This window comes from Aurantimonas sp. 22II-16-19i (genome assembly GCF_002088275.1).
Lineage (GTDB): Bacteria > Pseudomonadota > Alphaproteobacteria > Rhizobiales > Rhizobiaceae > Jiella.
Genome location: NZ_AQQS01000021.1, coordinates 89,022 through 104,720 on the forward strand (window position 1 = coordinate 89,022; position 15,699 = coordinate 104,720).

Sequence of the window (15,699 nt, forward strand, 5' to 3'; positions counted from 1 at the left end):
CATGGCCAAGACCGCCCCGAAGATCGCAACACCCGCCTCGCGCCCGCCGCTGTTCACCGGCCGCGACTGGGACTTTCCGCTGCTCTCCAGGGTCTATGACGCGATCGGCGAGATCGCCGAAAAGGAACTGCAGCTCGACATCTATCCGAACCAGATCGAGGTGATCACGTCGGAGCAGATGCTCGACGCCTATGCCTCCACCGGCATGCCGCTGTTCTACAAGCACTGGTCCTTCGGCAAGCATTTCGTGCGCAACGAGACGCTCTATCGCAAGGGCTGGCAGGGCCTCGCCTACGAGATCGTCATCAATTCGAGCCCCTGCATCGTCTACATCATGGAGGAGAACTCCGCGACGATGCAGACGCTGGTGCTGGCGCATGCCGCCTTCGGCCACAACCACTTCTTCAAGAACAACTACTGCTTCAAGCAGTGGACCGACGCGACCAGCATCCTCGATTATCTGGATTTCGCCAAGAAATACGTCGCGGCCTGCGAGGACCGCCACGGCCAGGAGAATGTCGAGCAGATCCTCGACGCCGCCCATGCGCTGATGAGCCACGGCGTCCACCGCTATCCCGGCAAGCACGCGCTCGACCTGAAGTTCGAGCAGCGCCGGCTGGAGGAGCGCCAGGCGTTTGCCGAGCAGCACTTCTCCGACCTCTGGCGCACGCTGCCGAAGACGGTGGCCGGGCCGAAGCGCGACCACGATTCGGAGCGCCGGCGCCAGATGCTCGGCCTGCCCGAGGAAAACATCCTCTATTTCCTCGAGAAGAACGCCCCGCGCCTCGCCGGCTGGCAGCGCGAGCTGATCCGCATCGTGCGCCAGATCGCCCAGTACTTCTATCCCCAGCGCCAGACCAAGGTGATGAACGAGGGCTGCGCCACCTTCAGCCATTACCGGCTGATGACGCGGCTGCACGAGAGCGGCCAGATCACCGACGGGTCGTACCTCGAATTCCTGCACTCCCACACCAGCGTCGTCTTCCAGCCCGAATATGACGACCCGCGTTATTCGGGGATCAACCCCTATGCGCTGGGCTTCGCCATGATGCAGGACATCGAGCGGATCGCCACCCAGCCGACGCCGGAGGACCGCGCCTTCTTCCCGGACTTCGCCGGCTGCGGCGACGCCTACGGCGTCATGCGCGACGCCTGGGCGAACTACCGCGACGAGAGCTTCGTCCTGCAGTTTCTCAGCCCCAACGTCATCCGCAAGCAGAAGCTGTTCCGGCTCGTGGACGACAGCGAGGACGACGAGATCCTCGTCGCCTCGATCCACGACGAGCGCGGCTACAAGGCGGTGCGCCAGTCGCTGTCGCGGCAGTTCGACGTCGGCCGGCAGGATCCGGACATTCAGGTCGCCGACGTCGACCTTGCCGGCGACCGCAAGCTCATCCTCCACCACAACGTCGTCGACGGCGTGACCCTGGAGGCCAAGGACGCGGCGAAGGTCCTGCACCATCTCGCCAATCTCTGGGGCTACGACGTCAAGCTGCTGGAGATCGAGGACGGCGACACCGTCGCCGCCCATGACGGCTCGCCGTCGAAGGCGTTCCGGTAGGAGAGCGCTCCCCTCGCCTCGGGCGGGTTGGGGCATACGAGGGCCGGAGCGAAGATCGGGTCAGGCCGGGGTCGGCGAGACGAGGGCCCGAGACGCGGCGTTGGCGACGGCAATCGCGTCCTCGGCGACAATCGCGACGTCCAGCTGGCCGTGCGCGAGCGCATTGCGTATGCGCCAGAGGCCCAGCAACCGCCGATGGTCCGCCTCGCCGATCTCGCCGGCATCGAGAAGCGCCAACAGACCCGCTGTGACGGGTCCCTTGGCCTCGTTGGGAAACCGCCGCCGCATTGCCGCCTCGAAGGCCGACCAGGCAAGCAGCAGGGCCGCCCTCGGCTCCTGCCCGGCCAGCCTTCCGGCGGAGGCGAGCGCCTCCGCGATCTGAGCCTCGTGGACGGGGCCAACCACCGGCCTGTCGGAAGGCGCATAGACCACTTCCAGACGCCAATCGCTCCGTCCGCCCAGGAGCTTGCGGATCTGGTCGAGCTTGTACTCGGCCGCCTTGCCCGTCCCCATGACCTCGATCAGGAGGGACGGCTCGGGTCCGACCGCGATGGCATCCGGCTCAAGGCCACCCAGAAAATCCGGCAGGTCGCTGCGATCGGGTTCGCGGATGAGCTGGTAGCCCTGAGACTTCCAGCGCGGCTCCATCGCGTCGATTGCATTTCGTTCCGCCGAGGCCAACATCACGACAACTCCTCATGCAGATCGTCGGTGACCCGCAGATAGACGACCGCGCTCGCATGGCCGTTTCCAGGCTGAGACTTGGATTGGAGAACGCGGGGATGTGGCCGGGCTCGAGGTTGAACGGTCGCACCGAGCGGCCTGTATGCTTGCCTGAACTGGCGAAAGACGGAAAATTCCCACAAATGAAGAGAGCCGCCGCGGCCTGGAGGGGGATACGCCGGGACGGCTCTCTTTCACTGTCAGCGACGCCGGTCCTGGAGAGGGGGGAAGAGGATCCAGGCGTCTGAATTTCGGCTCGAAAGCGGGGGACGTGCCTTGGCCGAATACGACGCTGTGTATCGCGCCGTCGCTTATTATAATGCGACCGCGGATCACGGAAATCAAGCTATGGGTAAGGCTCACCTTCTCACATCGACGTGATTTGGGTGATTTTCCTGAAATGACCATGGATCGCACTGCAATGCAACGCTCCAGCGGGCGCAATCATGCAGAAACCATACGACGTGACATTTCAGCAACGTTTCATCCGGACCTCTTTCCGGAGGCTCTTCCCGCCGTCGGGCCCTCCCGTCGAAGCCATGGTCGGGAGGGCCATGGTCAGGAGGGGCAATGGTCGGGAGGGGCCATGCTCAGGGAGGGGCCGGGCGGCATCGCCATTGCGATGGACAGGCCGGCGGGCGCGCGATACCACGCTTGCCATGAAAAAAGGCGACCACCTCTTCCTCGTCGACGGCTCGGCTTACATCTTCCGGGCCTATCACGCGCTGCCGCCGCTGACCCGCAAGTCCGACGGCCTGCCGGTCGGGGCCGTCTCGGGCTTCTGCAACATGCTGTGGAAGCTGGTCGAGGAATCGCGCGAGACGTCGGTGGGCGTCGCGCCCACCCATTTCGCCGTCATCTTCGACCATTCCTCCACGACCTTCCGCAACGAGCTCTACGACCAGTACAAGGCCAACCGGACGGCGCCGCCGGAAGACCTCGTGCCGCAGTTCGCGGTGATCCGCGAGGCGGTGCGCGCCTTCGACCTGCCCTGCATCGAGAAGCAGGGATACGAGGCCGACGACCTGATCGCCACCTATACGCGGCTTGCCGTCGAGGCCGGCGGCGACGTGACGATCGTCTCCTCGGACAAGGACCTCATGCAGCTCGTCGGGCCGGGGGTGATCCTCTACGACCAGATGAAGGACAAGCGCCTCGGGGCCGAAGAGGTGAAGGAGAAGTTCGGCGTCTATCCCGACAAGATGATCGACCTGCAGGCCCTCGTCGGCGACACTTCCGACAACGTGCCGGGCGTGCCGGGGATCGGCCCGAAGACCGCCGCCGACCTGCTTCAGACCTATGGCGACCTCGAAACGCTGCTGGAGCGGGCGGGCGAGATCAAGCAGGCCAAGCGCCGCGAGAACCTGATCGCCTTCGCCGAGCAGGCGCGGCTGTCGAAGCGGCTGGTGACCCTCGATCAGGACACACCCCTCGACGCCCCCCTCGACGAATTGTTCCTGCACGAGCCGGACGGCGAGAAGCTGATCGCCTTCCTGAAGGCGATGGAGTTCACCACCCTCACCCGCCGGGTCGCGGCGAGGCTTTCGGTCTCGGCGAGCGATGTCGAGACCGCGACGATCGCAGTGGACGGCCCGGCGCGCGGACCGGATCTCGATCCCGCGGCGGCGGCAGTCTCGCGGCCGACCATCGGCGACGGGGACGGCGGCGCGCCGCGCCTCGCCTTGACGCCGCAGATGCTCGTGGAACAGCGCCGCGCCGAGGCGGCGGGCGCCAGCTTCGACCATTCGGCCTATCTGACGATCCGCAACGAGGCATCACTGCGGGACTTCCTCGCCGAGGCGATCGAGACCGGCATCCTCGCCTTCGACACCGAGACCGACCAGCTCTCGGCGATGAACGGCAAGCTCGTCGGCGTCTCCTTCGCGACGGCTCCGGGGCGCGCCGCCTATGTGCCGCTCGGCCACGTCTCGCCCGGCGGCGAGGCGGACCTTCTGTCGGAAAAATCGCTGGAAGAGGAGATCGGCCCGCAGATCCCGCTGGAGGCGGCGCTGGCGATCCTGAAGCCGGTTCTCGAGGATCCGGCAATCCTGAAGGTCGGGCAGAACACCAAATACGACACTCTCGTCATGCTGCGGCACGGCATCGCCGTCGCCCCCTTCGACGACACGATGCTGATCTCCTATGCCCTCGACGCCTCGGCCTCGCTCTCCGGCCACGGCATGGACGAGCTGTCGGAACGCTTCCTCGGGCACAAGCCGATCTCGTTCAAGGATCTCTGCGGTTCGGGCCGCACTGCCAGGCCTATCGCCGCCTGCCCGATCGACAAGGTCACCGCATACGCCGCCGAGGACGCCGACGTGACGCTGCGCCTGTGGCGGGTGCTCAAGCCGCGCCTCGTCGCCGAAGGCCTCGCCTCGGTCTATGAAAGGCTCGAAAAGCCGCTGGTGCCGGTGCTCGCCCGCATGGAGGAGCGCGGCGTCATGGTCGACCGGCAGATCCTGTCGCGGCTCTCCGGGCAGTTCGCCCAGAAGCAGGGCGCGCTCGAGGCCGAGATCGCCGATTTCGCCGGGGAGGAGTTCAACCCCGGTTCGCCCAAGCAGCTCGGCGAGATCCTGTTCGGCAAGTTCAACCTGCCGGGCGGCAAGAAGACCAAGAGCGGCCAGTGGTCGACCGACGTCAAGGTGCTGGAGGAGCTCGCCGCCGAAGGCCACGAGCTGCCGGCGAAGATCGTCGCGTGGCGCCAGCTGACCAAGCTGAAGGGCACCTACACCGATACGCTGCCGAACCACATGGATGCGCGCGGGCGCATCCACACCTCCTATTCCATGGCCTCGACGACCACCGGGCGGCTCTCCTCCTCGGAGCCGAACCTCCAGAACATCCCGGTGCGCACCGAGGAAGGCCGGGCGATCCGCACCGCCTTCGTCGCGCCGGAGGGCAACCGCCTGGTCTCGGCCGACTACAGCCAGATCGAGCTGCGCATCCTCGCCCACATCGCCGACATCCCGCAGCTGAAGCAGGCGTTTCAGGAGGGGCTCGACATCCACGCCATGACGGCGTCGGAGATGTTCGGGGTGCCTGTCGAGGGCATGCCGTCGGACGTCCGGCGGCGGGCCAAGGCGATCAATTTCGGCATCATCTACGGCATCTCCGCCTTCGGCCTCGCCAACCAGCTGGCGATCCCGCGCGAGGAGGCCGGCCTCTACATCCGGCGCTATTTCGAGCGCTTTCCCGGCATCCGGGACTACATGGACGCCACCAAGGCCTTCGCCAAGCAGCACGGCTATGTCGAGACGCTGTTCGGCCGGCGGGCGCATTATCCGGACATCAAGTCGCCGAACGCCGCGATGCGCGCCTTCAACGAGCGCGCGGCGATCAACGCGCCGATCCAGGGGACGGCGGCGGACATCATCCGCCGGGCGATGATCCGCATGGAGGGGGCGCTCGCCGAGGCGGGGCTGTCCGCGAAGATGCTGCTGCAGGTCCATGACGAACTGGTCTTCGAGGTGCCGGAGGAGGAGGTCGAGGCGACCCTGCCGCTGGTCAAGCGGGTGATGGCCGAAGCCCCCCTCCCCCGCGTCAATTTGTCAGTGCCCCTCGAGGTCGACGCCAAGGCGGCGGCGGACTGGGAAGCGGCCCACTGAGCGCATCCCCGGGGATGTCCTCGTTGCAACTGAAACCGGGGACGCGACAAGGAGTTGCCGCCCTCGAGCGCACTCGCAGCGCCTGCCGGGAAGCAGCCAAGCCCATGCATTCATGAGGCTATTGCCGCAACGGGAGCCGATCCCGAAGTCTTGAAAACGGACTGGCCGAGCCAATGTTATCGGCGGTTGCCGGGCGAGTTATCCGAAATGACGATCCTCGGGGCAGCCTCGCCGATGACGGCCAGGCGGCTCGAGAACGGTTTCGGCTCCCCATCGGCTTAGGAATGCGCCCGGCTGGAAGCGGCGCCAGTGAGGTCAAATGGACACGCGCGAGGACGACACTCCCGAGACGTTCGGTGTTCCGTCGAACATCACGACAGCGGCTCTCGCCAAGCTGCCGCTGGCGCTCGTCCTGACCAATCCGCATCTCGACGGCAACCCGATCATCTACGCCAACGACGCCTTCGGGCGCATCACCGGCTATGCCGCGGCGGCGACGATCGGGCGCAACTGCCGGTTCCTCCAGGGCGACGAGACCGATCCCGAGCACGCCCGCCAGATCGGCGAAGCGCTGCGGGCCGAGCGCGACATCTCGCTGGACATCCTGAACTACCGCGCCGACGGCACGAAATTCATCAACCGCCTGATGATCACGCCGCTCTACGACGAGAACGGCAAGCTGCAGTGCTTCCTCGGCGTCCAGCGCGACATGAGCGACGGCCAGGACGCCGCGACGACCCATACGCAGGGCGCCAAGGCGCCGGTGGATTCCGCCCTCGGCGAGATCCAGCACCGGGTGAAGAACCACCTGTCGATGATCGTCGGCATGATCCGCATGCAGGCGCGGATGAAGACCAGCCAGGAGAGCTTCAGCGCGCTGGCGCGCCGGATCGAGAGCCTGCAGCTGCTCTATCAGGAGATGACCGATGCCGGCGTCGGCTCGCACCGCTCCGAGCGCGTGCCGCTCGGCGCCTATGTCAGCCGCGTCGCGGCGACGATCGGCCATCTGGACGGCCGCAACTCGGTGCGCATCAATGTCGACTGCGACGCCATCGACGTGAAGGTCGACCGCGCGGCGCGGATCGGGCTGTTGTTTTCCGAGCTGCTCACCAACGCCCTCAAGCATGCCTTCGACGGCCGCGAGGAAGGCCTCGTCGAGGCGCGGCTGAAGATGCTCTCCTCCGGCGTCATCCGCCTCACCGTGACCGACGACGGCGTCGGCCTGCCCAAGGGCAGCGCGTGGCCCTACGACAACTCCAAGCCGGCACCCCTCAGCCAAAACGAGATCAACGCGATCCGGCAGGAGGCGGCACGGGCGGCGGTCGAGGACGACACTGTCAACGAGGCGCGCCAGCTCGCCGACTCCCTCGGCATGTCGCGCGGCACCAGCGAGCCCGGCAGCCAGATCGTCGAGACCGGCGAGCAGGCGGCCCGCCGGCAGAGGGCGCGGGAGGTCGAAGGCGGGCTCGGCGGCCGCATCACCGTGTCGCTGGTCCGGGGTCTCGACGCCACGATCGACGTGAACTCCCTTACCACCGGCACCACCGTGACCGTCGACATTCCTCCCGAATGATGAAATGACGGCGGCCGGAAGCCTGACGCCGACGAGCCGCGAGGAGTGTGAAGTTTGAGTCTCGAAGCCGCAAGGGACAGGCTGATCGTCGGGCTGGACGTGACCGGCCGGGCCGAAGCCGAAGCCGTCGTCGACACCCTCGGTGACACGGTCACCTGGTACAAGATCGGCTTCCAGCTGGCGCTGTCCGGCGGCCTGCCGCTGGTCGGCGAGCTGGCCCGCTCGGGCAAGCGCGTGTTTCTCGACATGAAGCTCCTCGACATCTCCAACACCGTCGAGAAGGGTGTCGCCAGCGCCCTCGACCTCGGCGCCTCGATGCTGACCATCCACGCCTATCCGCATGCCATGCGCGCCGCGGTGAAGGCGGCCGAGGGCAGCCCCCTCACCCTTCTCGGCGTCACCGTGCTCACGTCCCTCGACGACGACGACCTTGTCGCCAGCGGCTACCGGATGAGCGTTGCCGAGCTCGTCGCCGCGCGCGTCGCCCAGGCCCGCGACATCGGCATGGGCGGCGTCGTCGCATCGCCCGCCGAGGCCGCGGCCATCCGGCGCGCGATCGGCCCCGACATGGCGATCGTCACCCCGGGCATCAGGCCGGCCGGAAGCGACAGCGGCGACCAGAAGCGCATCGCGGCGCCGGCCGACGCCCTGGCCGCGGGCGCCTCGCATCTCGTCGTCGGACGGCCGATCGTCGCCGCCGGCGACGCTCGGGCAGCAGCCGAGGCGATCCTCGCCGAAATGGCCGGCGCCGCGGCCTGAGGCGCGACTGCAAAACGACCATAAGAAAAGGGAGGCAAATGATGGCCAAGGGATACTGGATCGCGCGCGTCGACGTCCGCGACCCCGAGGGATACAAGGCCTATGTCGCGGCGGCCAAGCCCGCCTTCGAGGCCCATGGGGCGAAGTTCCTGGCGCGCGGCGGCGAGTTCGCGGCACTCGAGGGAACGGCCCGCAACCGCAACGTGGTGATCGAGTTCGACAGCGTCGAGACGGCCCGGGCCTGCTACGAGAGCGACGACTACCAGAAGGCCAAGGCCATCCGCCAGACCGTCGCCGAGGCGGAGATGATCATCATCGAGGGCTATGACGGCTGAGCCTCGCGGCCGCGCCCCTGGCCGAGAGCCGCGGCCGGGGCGCAAGGCGTTCAAGGGCATGGCGCCGAAGGGCTACCGCATCCGGATGATGGAGCCGGGCGAGGCGCGCGAACTGATGGCGATCGAGCGGCGCGCCGAGGCGACGCTGATCGCCCTCGGCAAGGCCGAGCTCGCCGAGGCGCCGCCGCCGGAGATCGGCGACTTCGTGAGGCTGCTGGTCGAGAACGAGGTCTTCGTCGCCGAGCACAAGCGCTCGGGCGAGGCGGTCGGCTTCGTCGCGGCGCACGATCTGCCGGACCTCTACTGGATCGCCGAACTCTCCGTCGATCCGGCGCATGGGCGCCGCGGCATCGGCCGCGCGCTGGTCGGGGCCGTTCTCGAACGGGCCCGCTGGTTCCAGCACCGGGCCGTCGGCCTGACGACCTGTGCCGACATCCCCGTCGGCGCGCCCTTCTACGAGACGTCCGGTTTCACGAAGATCCCGGGGGACGATTGTCCGCCCTGGCTGCGCGACCTCCGGCAGGTGGAAACGCCGCCGGGAAGCGACCCGGCGACACGCTGCGCGATGATCCGCTGGCTGTGAGGAGCCGCCCGGACGACTGCGACGGGCCGCCGAGGGGCCCGCAGACGCCTCGCAGTGACGCGAAAGGCACGGTCGTTCGCCCGCGTGCGGTGTCCATGCGCAAGAGCGGTCGACTTGCGCAATGATTCATCCTGTTATGATCAGGGCGATGTCATGAAGGTTTCACGAAAGGATTTGTCGGTTAAGTCATGACGAGCCGGGATCGGCCGGCCGCAGGCCTTGCGACATTTGCCGAACGGCACCAGCGGCGGGGGCCGTGACGGGCGGCCGCGCTGCTTCGGCGTCGGCACGGCGAGCGGAACGGATTTGCGACACCGCTGCAGCGAAACCGCGAGCTGGCGCGTTTCGCAAGGGGCCGCCCGAAGCCAGACGCTTCAATTTGTGCATTGCAGCAACGATTGCTATATTCGGCGGAAACGAGAGGCACTTGCCATGTTGTACCAGCTCTATGAGTGGAATCACGCCGCGCTGACGCCGTTCCGCGCCGTGGCGGACGCCACCCGCCTGTTCTACCAGAACCCGCTGAACCCGTTGTCGCACACCACCGCCGGCCGCTCCTTCGCGGCCATGGCCGAACTGTTCGAACGCACGACGCGGGTCTACGGAAAGCCCGAATTCGGCCTCCACGAGACGACGATCCGCGGGCTACGTGTCCCGGTCGCCGACAAGCCGGTGTGGAAGAAGCCGTTCTGCAACCTCCTGCATTTCGAGCGCGCGCTGCCGAAGGGCCACGGCAAGGACCCGCGCATCCTCATCGTCGCGCCGATGTCCGGCCACTACGCGACGCTGCTGCGCGGCACCGTCGAGGCGCTGCTGCCCTATGCCGACGTCTACATCACCGACTGGAAGGACGCCCGCAGCGTGCCGCTCGCGGCCGGCTCCTTCAGCCTCGACGACTATGTCGACTATGTCATCGAGATCCTGCAGTTCCTCGGGCCCGACACCCATGTCATCGGCGTCTGCCAGCCGGCCGTGCCGGTGCTGATGGCGACGGCGGTGATGGAGGCGGCCGAGGACCCGTGCGCGCCGGCGACCATGACGCTGATGGGCGGGCCGATCGACACGCGCATCAACCCGACGGCGGTCAACGATCTCGCCAAGGAGCGCGGCATCGACTGGTTCCGCGACAACGTCATCATGTCGGTGCCCTTCCCCCATGCCGGCTTCATGCGGCAGGTCTATCCGGGCTTCCTGCAGCTGACCGGCTTCATGTCGATGAATCTCGACCGCCACGTCACCGCGCACAAGGATTTCTTCTGGCACCTCGTCAAGGACGACGGCGATTCGGCGGAGAAGCACCGCAGCTTCTACGACGAGTACAACGCCGTGATGGACATGACGGCGGAGTTCTACCTGCAGACCGTCGACGAGGTGTTCGTCAAGCACTCGCTGCCGAAGGGCGAGATCACCCATCGCGGCAAGCGGATCGACCTGACGGCGATCCGGCGCACCGGCCTCCTCACCGTCGAGGGCGAGAACGACGACATTTCCGGCGTCGGCCAGACCGAGGCGGCGCAGGACCTGTGCATCAACATTCCCGGCGACAAGCGCGTCCACTACGTGCAGCCGAAGGTCGGCCATTACGGCGTCTTCAACGGCTCGCGCTTCCGCGCCGAGATCGCCCCGCGCATCGTCGACTTCGCGCTGACCCACGGCACCACCCACACCGGCGCCTCGCAGCCGCGCAAGTCGGCCGAAGCCGAGACCGGCCCCCGCCGCATGGGCGCCTATGCCGAGCGCATCGCCAAGGCCGGCACCCTCGGCCGCCGCGTGCCCGCCTCGGGCGAGAGCGGCATCGGCGCAGTCGCCACGCTGAACGGGCTCGAGGGCCTCGAAGCGGCGATGAACGCCATGGCGGCGCCGGCCAAGGCGCTGATGTCGACAGCCCTCGAGGCCGCCAACTACTCCTACGGCTCGTTTGCCGGCAGCAACAATTCCGGCTTCTCCGCGCCATCGATCACGCGCCAGCCGGCGAGCCCCGCCGGGTCGACCTCGAATGGCGGCATCAAGGCGACGCCCCTTCCGGTGCCGGCCGCCGAGACGCCCGCCCAGGCGGAGACGCTTCGGGCAGCGCCTGCACCGGCGGTGAAGAACGAGGCCGCGCCGGCCGCCAAGGCCGAGCCCGCTCCGGCCGCGAAGGCTGCGCCGAAGGATGACGCGCCGGCCGCGAAGGTCGAGGCCAAGGCCGACGCCGCGAAGACCGAGGCCGACAAGCCGGCAACAAAGCGTGACATGAAGGCCGAAGCACCCGCCGCCAAACCGGCGGCGAAGGCCGAGGTTCCCGCTACCGCCGAGGCGAAGGCCAAGGCCGAGGCTCCGGCAAAGACCCCGGCGAAGACTGGGGAGGCCACGCCGAAGGCCGCCGAACCCGCGGCCAAGTCGGAGCCCGCACCGGCTGCCAAGGCGGAGCCCGCACCGAAGGCGTCCCCCAAGGCAGAGGCCAAGTCCGAAACCGAGGCACAGTCGAAGGCCGACGTGAAAGCCGAAGCGAAAGACGTTGCCAAGCCGGAACCGACGGCGTCCGAGCCTGCTGCCGGCGAAGCCAAGCCTGCCGCGCCGGAGAAGTCGGCTGCCGAAAAGCCCGCCTCCGGCAACGCCAAGGCGGCGGCGAAGACGCCGGCCAAGACCGGCGCCGTCAGCGCCAAGGCCTCCGACGACCAGGTCTCGGAGGCCGGCGGAGCGAGCGACCTGTTCACCTCGGGACCCGCCCCGACCTCGCCCACGCGCGCGCGTCCGGGGACACGGTCGAAGGGTCCGTCGGGCCGCGCCCGTCGGCGCTGAGCCGGCGTCGCATGATCCGGGAGGGTGGCTCGACCAGCCTTCCGGCGGGAGCGTCACGAGGACGGGATGGAGCCGGTCGCGATCGCCGCCGATGGGACGAGCCGCCGGCGCAGGCGGTAGCGGTTCCGTGCGGCCACCTGTCAGGCCGAGCTGTCGCCGCGGCCGTGGCGTGCGAGAAGGTCCGGCCGCCGCTCGGCGGTGATCCGCTCGGCCTCGGCGCGACGCCAGCGCTCGACGGCACCATGATCGCCGGAGGTGAGGACGGGCGGGATGGTCCGGCCCTCCCACTCGGCCGGCCGGGTATAGTGCGGGTGTTCCAGGCGCTGCGTCTCGAAGCTCTCGTGGAGGCCCGACTGGTCGTTGCCCATGACGCCCGGCAGCAGCCGGATCACCGCGTCGAGCAGCACCATCGCGGCGATCTCGCCGCCCGACAGCACATAGTCGCCGATCGAGACTTCGCGAAGGCCCCGCCCCTCGATGATCCGCTCGTCGACGCCCTCGAAGCGGCCGCAGACGATCAGCGCCCCCTCGCCCGCCGCGAGTTCGCGGACGAGATCCTGGGTCAGCGGCCGGCCGCGCGGGCTCATCAGCAGGCGGGGCCGAAGATCGCCCTCATCACACGCCGCGTCGATCGCATCGGCCAGGACGTCGGCGCGCAGCACCATGCCGGCGCCGCCGCCGGCCGGCGTGTCGTCCACCGCCCGGTGGCGGCCGCGACCGAAGTCGCGGATCTGCCGGGTCTCGACGACGGCGTCGCCGCGCTCCAGCGCCCGGCCCGCCAGCGACACGCCGAGGGGGCCCGGAAACATCTCCGGATAGAGCGTCAGGACGGTGGCGCGGAAGGCCATCAGCCGAGCGGTTCGGCCTTGCCGGCCTCGATCAGCTTCAGGTCGCGCTCGATCACCGTGACGGCCGAGAGCGCCTTGTGCCAGGCGGCGATGTGGGCGGAGCGGCCATGGGCGGCGAGCGCCTCGCGGCTCTCCCATTCCTCGTAGATGCGCACGAGACCCGGCTCGAGCAGGTCCTCGGCGAAGGAATAGACGATGCAGCCGTCCTCGGCCCGGGTCGCGGAGAGCACCCCCGCCGCCGCCTCGCGCAGGCTGGCGAGATCGGCTGCGGCAAGCCGCAGGATGCCGGAAACGATGATCATCGGTCGTCCTCTCGTGTCTGGTGGCGGCGCGGCGACGCGCCTGCGTCTTCGCCCATCTCGTCTTTGCCCGCCGGATCTTCGCCCATCTCGTCGGCGTCGTCGTCGCTGTCGACGAGCCCCGCCGCGACCGGATCGACGCTGATCGTCCCCGCCTCCAGGTCGAGCCCGGGCACCGCGGCCTCGGAGAACGGGATCATCACCGTCGGCCCCTTCGGCGGGGCGATCTCCAGGATGTCGCCGGCGCCGAAATTGTGCACCGCGAAGACCCGGCCGATGAGCTCGCCATCGACCGCCCGCGCCTCGAGGCCGATCAGGTCCTCCAGATAGAACTCGTCGTCGTCCTCGGTCTCGGGCAACAGCGAGCGGTCGACGAAGAGTTCGGTGCCGTTCAGCCGTTCGGCCTGGTTGCGGTCGGCGACTTCGGCGAAGCGCACCAGAAGCACGGTCTTCTGGGGCCGCGCGGCCTTCACCGTGTAGCGGTTGCCCTTGGCATCGTAGAGCGGGCCGTAGCGGCCGAAGGCCTCCGGCTCCTCGGTGAAGGACTTGACGCGGCACTCGCCGCGGATGCCGTGGGCGCCGCCGATGACGGCGAGGAGGACGGGCGTTGCCGGCCCGGCGGAGGGCTGGCCAGCCCCGGCGCCGGGCGAGGCGCCGGGTCCAGCACTGGGCCGAGTGTTGGGCGATGCGTCGCGATTGGTTGGTTTGGCAGGCAAAAGCGTCTTCGATCCCGTTGCTGTCGCTTGACCCGCCCGTCCCCTGTGCCGTCGCTGCGGCGCCGGAAGGGGTCGTCGGTTGCCGCTTGGGCGCGGCTCGCGAGCCTTTTTCGACGGCATAGACGGTTCCGGCGCCGCCGTCGACAGTCTCCTCATTCGTCGGCCTGCATCGCCCACCCGGCGACGGTCGCGCCGGGCGGCGGGGCCGGTGTTCAGGCCCCCCGGCTGTGCTTGACGCCGGGCGCGCCGGCTTCGCCGTCGGCCTCGGCATAGTGCCGGTGCTTGGCCTCGTACATCCGCTTGTCGGCGCGCTTCACCGTCTCCTCGAGCCGCTCGAGCTGCAGCGACGTCGCGAGGCCCAGGGAGAAGGACAGGGGCGAGCCGGTGTAGAACTGGTTGTTGAGCTCGACCAGTTCCTCGATGTCGGCGATCATCTGCAGGCCCTCGGCCTCGCCGCTCGCCGGCAGCAGGATGACGAACTCGTCGCCGCCGATCCGCGCCGCGCAATGGGGCTTCTGCACGGCCTCGCGCAGCACCTCGCCGGCCCGGCGGAGCAGCGCGTCGCCGGCGGCGTGGCCGAGCGTGTCGTTGACCGCCTTCAGGCCGTTGAGGTCGGCGACGATCACCGTCACCGGCAGCGGCCCCTTGCGTTCGAGGCGGTTGAGTTCGTCGACGAAGAAGGAGCGGTTGTAGAGCTTGGTGAGGATGTCGTGCTTGCCGAGGAATTCCAGATAGGCCTCGGCCTTCTTGCGGGCGGTGATGTCGGTGAGCGCCACCTGCACCAGCGACCAGTCGTCCTCGCGTCCGGGAAACACCGAGAACTGCATGTGGACGTGCAGTCCCTCGCCGTCGAGGGCGTAGTTCACCACCTCGCGCTGCTGGAACAGCTGGCCGGACCAGAGATCGATGAGCTGCTCGCGAAAATGCGGCTCCATGTCGTCGCGAAACACTTCGCCGAGGCGGCTGAGGAGATCCGGCCGGTCCTTCGCGCGGAACAGCTCGAGGGTGTGGCGGTTGACGTCGAGGACGCGGATCTCGCTCATGCAGCGGAAGACGAATTCCGGATGCACGTCGAGGAAGGTGCGGAAGTCGCTGACGCCGCGCTCGCGCACCTCGTCCATGAGCGACTTGACGACGGAGAAGTCCTCGACCCAGAGCGAGATCGGCGAGTGCTCGAACAGCCCGCGGGCGAAGGCTTCGCTGGCCGCGAGCCGCCGGCGGCCCTCCTCGCCTTCGGTCACGTCCTCGGTCGACAGGATCACCCGGCCCCAGTCGTCCTCGTGGCCCGGCAGGATGCGGGCCTTCAGCAGGACGTCGAGGCGGCGGCCGGACAGCGTGTAGTTGACCGCCTGGCTCTCGAAGCCGTCGCTGCGTTCCCACAGCTGGCACAGTTCGCCCATATGGGAGGAGAGCATGTCGCGGGAAAAGACGACGTCGAGATTGGCGATGAGGTGCTCGGGACTGTCGGCCTCGAAGAGTTCGACGGTCTTGTCGTTCACGGCGATCACCCGGATCGACAGGGCGGCCTGGCGCACGAGGTCCGGATGCGCCTCGAGATGGGCCCGGAGGTCGCTCACACCGTCCGCACGCCAGCCCTCGAGGAGCGTCTTGACGGCGCTGAAGTCTTCCAGCCAGAGCGGCAGGGGCGCCAGCTGGAAGACGTCGCCGATCGGGTCCGCCTCGTTTCGGGTGTCCTGGGGCATGGCTTCCATCGAACGGGTATCCATGGCTCGGTCGCGGCGCGCTCGCCGAAGGGGGGGAAATCGAGACACGCCCGCGACCGGCTTCGATTCGTCGCTGGGCATTCTTTCGACGTAATCCTTACCGTCGCGTTATGGAACAATAAACTTCTAAGCAATTGGTATCGAAAAACGAAACGGGCGGCGCCGGATGGCGCCGCCCGCGGAAAGTCTGGC

The 15,699-nt window shown here is 68.2% G+C and carries 11 protein-coding genes and 1 pseudogene; 7 read left to right on the forward strand and 5 right to left on the reverse strand.

Annotated features, from left to right (window positions below):
• Nucleotide 1: 1 nt before the first annotated feature.
• Complete coding sequence (locus ATO4_RS16770; protein WP_083592682.1) at nt 2-1,561, forward strand: SpoVR family protein; 1,560 nt, start codon at nt 2-4, stop codon at nt 1,559-1,561.
• A gap of 60 nt (nt 1,562-1,621) precedes the next feature.
• On the opposite strand, the gene ATO4_RS16775 is transcribed toward ATO4_RS16770, so the two are convergent.
• Nucleotides 1,622-2,245, reverse strand: coding sequence for a hypothetical protein (locus ATO4_RS16775; RefSeq protein WP_083592683.1), 624 nt, complete (start codon nt 2,243-2,245; stop codon nt 1,622-1,624).
• A gap of 698 nt (nt 2,246-2,943) precedes the next feature.
• Between ATO4_RS16775 and polA the strand changes: the two genes are divergently transcribed.
• The 6 genes and pseudogenes from polA to phaZ all read left to right on the forward strand — a co-directional run.
• Nucleotides 2,944-5,889 carry a DNA polymerase I gene (polA, locus tag ATO4_RS16780; protein WP_083592684.1) on the forward strand — a complete coding sequence of 982 codons (2,946 nt, stop codon included), beginning with the start codon at nt 2,944-2,946 and terminating at the stop codon, nt 5,887-5,889.
• A gap of 319 nt (nt 5,890-6,208) precedes the next feature.
• Complete coding sequence (locus ATO4_RS16785; protein ID WP_083592685.1) at nt 6,209-7,462, forward strand: PAS domain-containing protein; 1,254 nt, start codon at nt 6,209-6,211, stop codon at nt 7,460-7,462.
• Nucleotides 7,463-7,516: 54 nt separating this feature from the next.
• Complete coding sequence (gene pyrF, locus ATO4_RS16790; protein WP_083592686.1) at nt 7,517-8,221, forward strand: orotidine-5'-phosphate decarboxylase; 705 nt, start codon at nt 7,517-7,519, stop codon at nt 8,219-8,221.
• Between the two features lie 41 nt (nt 8,222-8,262).
• Nucleotides 8,263-8,556, forward strand: a complete 294-nt coding sequence (locus ATO4_RS16795) for a DUF1330 domain-containing protein (protein WP_083592700.1) — start codon at nt 8,263-8,265, stop codon at nt 8,554-8,556.
• A gap of 58 nt (nt 8,557-8,614) precedes the next feature.
• Nucleotides 8,615-9,139, forward strand: a complete 525-nt coding sequence (locus ATO4_RS16800; protein WP_176223033.1) for a GNAT family N-acetyltransferase — start codon at nt 8,615-8,617, stop codon at nt 9,137-9,139.
• A 432-nt stretch (nt 9,140-9,571) separates the two neighbouring features.
• Nucleotides 9,572-10,780, forward strand: a pseudogene (phaZ, locus tag ATO4_RS27240) (polyhydroxyalkanoate depolymerase); the annotation flags it as partial.
• 1,280 nt (nt 10,781-12,060) lie between these two features.
• Here the strand turns inward: phaZ and trmD are convergent.
• From trmD to ATO4_RS16825, 4 genes are all read right to left on the reverse strand, one after another.
• Entirely contained in the window at nt 12,061-12,768 is a 708-nt protein-coding gene (gene trmD, locus ATO4_RS16810) for a tRNA (guanosine(37)-N1)-methyltransferase TrmD (protein WP_083592689.1), read from the reverse strand.
• Complete coding sequence (locus ATO4_RS16815; RefSeq protein WP_083592690.1) at nt 12,768-13,070, reverse strand: putative quinol monooxygenase; 303 nt, start codon at nt 13,068-13,070, stop codon at nt 12,768-12,770. Before ATO4_RS16815 ends, trmD begins: the two co-directional genes overlap by 1 nt.
• Nucleotides 13,067-13,783 carry a ribosome maturation factor RimM gene (gene rimM / locus ATO4_RS16820; RefSeq protein ID WP_280940508.1) on the reverse strand — a complete coding sequence of 239 codons (717 nt, stop codon included), beginning with the start codon at nt 13,781-13,783 and terminating at the stop codon, nt 13,067-13,069. The genes ATO4_RS16815 and rimM overlap by 4 nt, the downstream gene beginning before the upstream one ends.
• Before the next feature lie 212 nt (nt 13,784-13,995).
• Nucleotides 13,996-15,495: a sensor domain-containing diguanylate cyclase gene (locus tag ATO4_RS16825; protein ID WP_139802513.1), complete on the reverse strand. Its 1,500-nt coding sequence runs from the start codon at nt 15,493-15,495 to the stop codon at nt 13,996-13,998.
• Nucleotides 15,496-15,699 lie beyond the last annotated feature (204 nt).

Bases quoted from the DNA above. Each gene is read 5' to 3' on its own strand.
- ATO4_RS16825 (WP_139802513.1), bottom strand. From the start codon at position 15,495: ATGGAAGCCATGCCCCAGGACACCCGAAACGAGGCGGACCCGATCGGC.
- ATO4_RS16800 (WP_176223033.1), top strand. From the start codon at position 8,615: ATGGCGCCGAAGGGCTACCGCATCCGGATGATGGAGCCGGGCGAGGCG.
- polA (WP_083592684.1), top strand. From the start codon at position 2,944: ATGAAAAAAGGCGACCACCTCTTCCTCGTCGACGGCTCGGCTTACATC.
- ATO4_RS16815 (WP_083592690.1), bottom strand. From the start codon at position 13,070: ATGATCATCGTTTCCGGCATCCTGCGGCTTGCCGCAGCCGATCTCGCC.
- trmD (WP_083592689.1), bottom strand. From the start codon at position 12,768: ATGGCCTTCCGCGCCACCGTCCTGACGCTCTATCCGGAGATGTTTCCG.
- ATO4_RS16770 (WP_083592682.1), top strand. From the start codon at position 2: ATGGCCAAGACCGCCCCGAAGATCGCAACACCCGCCTCGCGCCCGCCG.
- ATO4_RS16785 (WP_083592685.1), top strand. From the start codon at position 6,209: ATGGACACGCGCGAGGACGACACTCCCGAGACGTTCGGTGTTCCGTCG.
- ATO4_RS16775 (WP_083592683.1), bottom strand. From the start codon at position 2,245: ATGTTGGCCTCGGCGGAACGAAATGCAATCGACGCGATGGAGCCGCGC.
- ATO4_RS16795 (WP_083592700.1), top strand. From the start codon at position 8,263: ATGGCCAAGGGATACTGGATCGCGCGCGTCGACGTCCGCGACCCCGAG.